Here is a 4205-nt window from a genome sequence, read left to right on the forward strand (position 1 = left end):
AAGTTTACACAAACTATTTTACAGACTCTCGAGCGCCATATACAGGAGACTGGCGAGCTTCTTCTACAGCAAATTAGGATCGTCCATCCCGACTTGGTCCTGTGCTACGGTGATGTCATATTCAACGGTATCCATGAGTTACTGAGAAAAGTTTGCCCTCGCACATATGAGCTTAAGCAGACTTCCGGTGGACTGGATTACATCATATTGGCGGACACTCAAACAGTCTTGATTCGTTATCATCACCCTAACGCTTATTATCCAAGGGCGATGTCTTACACATATCTGAAGAAAGAGATGAAGAAGATAATTCCCTAATAGGATGGTAAAATATAGGAATAAACAATACATCTTTCAAATCAGGTGAGGTGATAGAATAAGTGGACGGTTACTTGGAATTTGTTAAAAGCGTAGCTAACGAACAAAATAAGGTGTTCATTATGGATACTGGTGAGGGGAATGACTTTATCGATCCTGCAACTGGGTGGTATATTGAAGATTTTAGCGGTTGGCTAATAGAGCCTTCAAAAGAAGATCTACTGATTGAAGCTATGAATCAAGGAATGACATAGAAATGTTAGATGAAGTGAACGGTGGAAATGGACGTGGTATAAAGAAATCATCAAACCCAGATTTTCTAATTGAAGGCGAAGTATTTGACTGTTATGCACCTACAATAGATACCAATGTGGACAATATTTTAAGAAATATTAGAACTAAGACAAAAACACAGGCAGAGAGAATTGTAATTAATTTAGATGGTTTCACTTCAGAAAAAATAACTGAAATTACTGAAGGGATTCTAAGGAAAGCTAATCCAAATGGAGATTTTAAAGAATTTACAAGAATTATTAATTGTGGTTGACGGTAAAATCACAAGGATATTTGGGGGTTAGATTGCATGGATTTCGAATTATTTTTAGAATCTAATTTCAGTTGCAAGCCATTGGCAGAGATTATTGAAAAAACTATAGTCAACCTCTTGAATGAAAAGGTATCGATTCAGAATGATGAAGAAGAAATAGTTATTGGAACTGATTACTTTTCGTTGGCTCTTGAACTTGAGGATATCTCAGATATAAATTTTGTTAGAACTCACTATGACATAGATATCGATATTTGCATTAGGGTTCAGTTATTTGGTAACACCTTTGATCAAGGAATAAAATCTTTGTTTAAAGTTATCGGGAGCTTGTTAAAACAATGTGGTGGCAATCTGTTGTTTTTAGAAAATGGTTCGGATCAGTTGCTTAGAAGAGAGAATGGTCAGTTAATTGTCAATAGTGATTTGGATCAATACCAGATAAAGTACTTAACTCCAAATCTACTTAGTTTACTTGATCATTCTTATATCGAGGGGGAATTGAGTAAGTAAGATATTTCATCCGACTTTAAGGAACTGTCAAGATTTCTGTGTAAACTCATTTCCGAGCAATCCCCCCTAAGAGAGGATTTGCCGTTTCTAACGTAACAAGTTGTTGACCCGATCCGGAAAGGAAAGAAGACCGAGAGCTGAAGAAGCATCAGTCCCCAGTTGTTGCGCCATGAGAGGATACTTGGCGCCCGATATTTCCTCGATGCGGTTGTTTATTGCAGACTAAAAATGCCGAAAGTTGCAGCGTAAAAACAAACTGGTTGTGATGTTCTTTGCCTACAGCAATGCGGCTTTGCGGGAATTGAACAGCTCTATCATGGACATCCAAAACTACATCCAGAATATCCACACAGCATATCTTTGTACATAATCCCGACGGTTCTTTGAAGTCGAGATAAAGAGAAATCTATATGACGTACGGTGAATTTTTGCACTTAGTAAAATGCATGGAATATATTTTCTATGTCAATAATGAAGAGTACTGGATTAGCTCGAATGAAAATGGATACTGTTTAACAAGACTAAGGGATCGTAATTCACAGGAGTTTAAAACAGCCGAGGATTTATTGAAAACGGACGGATCGATGAACATTCACTAATCGATTTATGGGACAAACTAAGAGATTTTTTTCAGTAATTGGTTTGATACACATTTGAACCAACAGAAGATGCGGAGTAGGAATTAGCTTTTTTGCTCATGACGATGAGAGATTCCAAGATTCTTAATCGTATTTGAGAGAGGATAATGAGTTTATAGAAGTTCATTAGGAAAAAGACAATGACAAAGGAGAAGGCACAAGCTGCCTCCTCCTTCACTGATGCAACTCAGGATGTTACCAGGGCTCACCCTCACCATGGCTATTTGCTTTGATTACGTGGGGAGGAGAAGGGGACTTTAATGGCTCCTCTGTGGGAGGAATAGTGAAATTGCTAATAAATACGAATGCGCAAATGAAGCTAAGAATTTTCGCCCACTTTTTTCTCATTACGATTAACCTCCTTCATGAATTGGGAGTATCTTAGTAGATCTAACATGTGGCATTGAATATAATTTTTATGTCAATAATGAAGAGTACTGGATTAGCTCGAATGAAAATGGATACTAATTGGTTTGATACACATTTCAGATGAACCAACAGAAGATGCGGAGTAGGAACGAGCTTTTTTGGCTCATGACGATGAGAGATTCCAAGATTCTTTATCGCATTTGAGAGAGGATAATGAGTGTTTAATAGAAGTTCAATAGAAAAAAGTCAGGAGGAAGCACAAGCTACCTCCTTCATCGATGCAATTCAGGATATTACCAGTCTCCACCCTCACCATGGCTATTTGCTTTGATTACGTGGGGAGGAGAAGGGGACTTTAATGGCTCCTCTGTGGGAGGAATAGTGAAATTGCTAATAAATACAAATGCACAAATGAAGCTAAGAATTTTTGCCCACTTTTTTCTCATTACGATTAACCTCCTTCATGAATTGGGAGTATCTTAGTAGATCTAACGGGTCGATCTTATGCCGAATATATTCGATTGTCGAACAGCACTTTACTATATTGGCTGTATTATTAATTTTATACGAGACATCTAAACTATCCAATATGTATCTTGTGCCTTTATGGATATTTCCTTGATTTATATAATACTCACCAATTTCGGCGAGAAATCTGGCAAACCGATCATTTGTTATTTGTTGGTTATAGTCTCCTACCACGCATCCTTGTTCATAATGCTCCCTTATAATACTCTCATATTGTTCTAGATACTTATCAATATTCCAATGATATACAATAGCTGCGTGTACAATTCTAAAGAGTGCTCTTAATATTTCATTATCAAAAGAGGAAATATACGCCATATACTCGTCGATTACTTGAAAGTTGCCACTCATTAATTGGTATAGATAGCGATTTCCTTTGGCCCAATTGGTGAATTTGTTCTTAATCCCCTCAGATACTGCATCTGATTCCACAATCCAGGAATGATTTTCATAACAGGAAACATAATATAGAGCTTCATCATAATTAGATTTTTCTGCTGCAATTGAGCCTAGTATCAAATCAGAGTATAGGATATAACCGAATAAAGGTTTTTTCGGAGGTATACTTTTCTTCTTACTTTTAGAATTTTTATGATGATGTAGGGTATAAAGCAGTCTCGAAATTCTCCCCATTTCCTGTGCATAGAATTTAGCTTTATCCCACTTTTGAAGGGAGAGTAGCGTATTGGTTAGGTCTTCTAGAGCATCTAGCTGTACGGCTTCCGGAAGCCTTTGAACATAGGACTCAAACTGAATGGTGCAGTTTAGGTTATTTTCTTGATCAGAGTTTAACGAACAGATAAAAATGCGATATTGGCACCAACCCAGCCGCTCAGAATGCTGATATTTCTCAGCTTCTGCTACTTTCTTGTAGATGATCAGTGCTGCCGCCAGGTTACCTTTATGGAATAACGCTTCTGCACTGTCGAATAGTTGGGGAGCATAAGCTTGGACATCTAACATCATATCAACAGTTTGAGCTATGCACTCGAGTTTACCGAGTTCAGCACATCTCATAATGAAAGGACCAAGTCTTCTCCAGTTAAGGGATGACTCGTTAACGTAAGCAGTATAAAAGTAACCTTCTTCAAGATTCATTGCTTTCGTTATTAAATCAAGGCCCGAAACGGATAGCCGTTGCTGACCGTTGATGAAGCGGCTAAGCGTTCCCGAATTAATTCCTGCACGGTGCGCAAAAGAAGAGATGCTCAAGTTTTCTTGTTCTATGTATTTCACGAGTTCAGTGCTGATTGAGATGTTTGTAAGAGCCAATAGGATCACCCCCAGTTCTATAT

At 37.8% G+C, this 4205-nt stretch carries 6 protein-coding genes; 4 read left to right on the forward strand and 2 right to left on the reverse strand.

Translation table 11 applies throughout. The annotated features are described in order from the left end of the window. The 4 genes from CHH67_RS26565 to CHH67_RS20675 form a co-directional block, all read left to right on the forward strand. Positions 1-318, forward strand: a 318-nt coding sequence (locus CHH67_RS26565) for a hypothetical protein (RefSeq protein WP_218832052.1), incomplete at its 5' end; no start/stop codon positions are given. A gap of 74 nt (positions 319-392) precedes the next feature. Beyond that, on the forward strand, positions 393-572 hold the full coding sequence (locus tag CHH67_RS20665) for a hypothetical protein (RefSeq protein WP_144029297.1): 180 nt from the start codon (positions 393-395) through the stop codon (positions 570-572). Positions 573-574: 2 nt separating this feature from the next. Beyond that, a complete protein-coding gene (locus CHH67_RS20670) occupies positions 575-865 on the forward strand; it encodes a CdiA C-terminal domain-containing protein (RefSeq protein ID WP_244908276.1) in 291 nt (96 codons plus the stop codon). Between the two features lie 36 nt (positions 866-901). Next, the gene (locus CHH67_RS20675) at positions 902-1375 is read left to right on the forward strand and encodes a hypothetical protein (RefSeq protein ID WP_095267276.1); all 474 of its coding nucleotides are present in this window, start codon (positions 902-904) and stop codon (positions 1373-1375) included. 148 nt (positions 1376-1523) lie between these two features. Here the strand turns inward: CHH67_RS20675 and CHH67_RS26570 are convergent, their stop codons facing one another. Both CHH67_RS26570 and CHH67_RS20685 read right to left on the reverse strand, forming a co-directional pair. Further along, complete coding sequence (locus CHH67_RS26570; protein WP_218832054.1) at positions 1524-1724, reverse strand: hypothetical protein; 201 nt, start codon at positions 1722-1724, stop codon at positions 1524-1526. Positions 1725-2799: 1075 nt separating this feature from the next. After that, positions 2800-4205, reverse strand: a 1406-nt coding sequence (locus tag CHH67_RS20685) for a helix-turn-helix domain-containing protein (RefSeq protein ID WP_342351965.1), incomplete at its 5' end; no start/stop codon positions are given.

It is taken from the genome of Paenibacillus campinasensis (genome assembly GCF_002272015.1).
Lineage (GTDB): Bacteria > Bacillota > Bacilli > Paenibacillales > Paenibacillaceae > Paenibacillus_AQ > Paenibacillus_AQ campinasensis.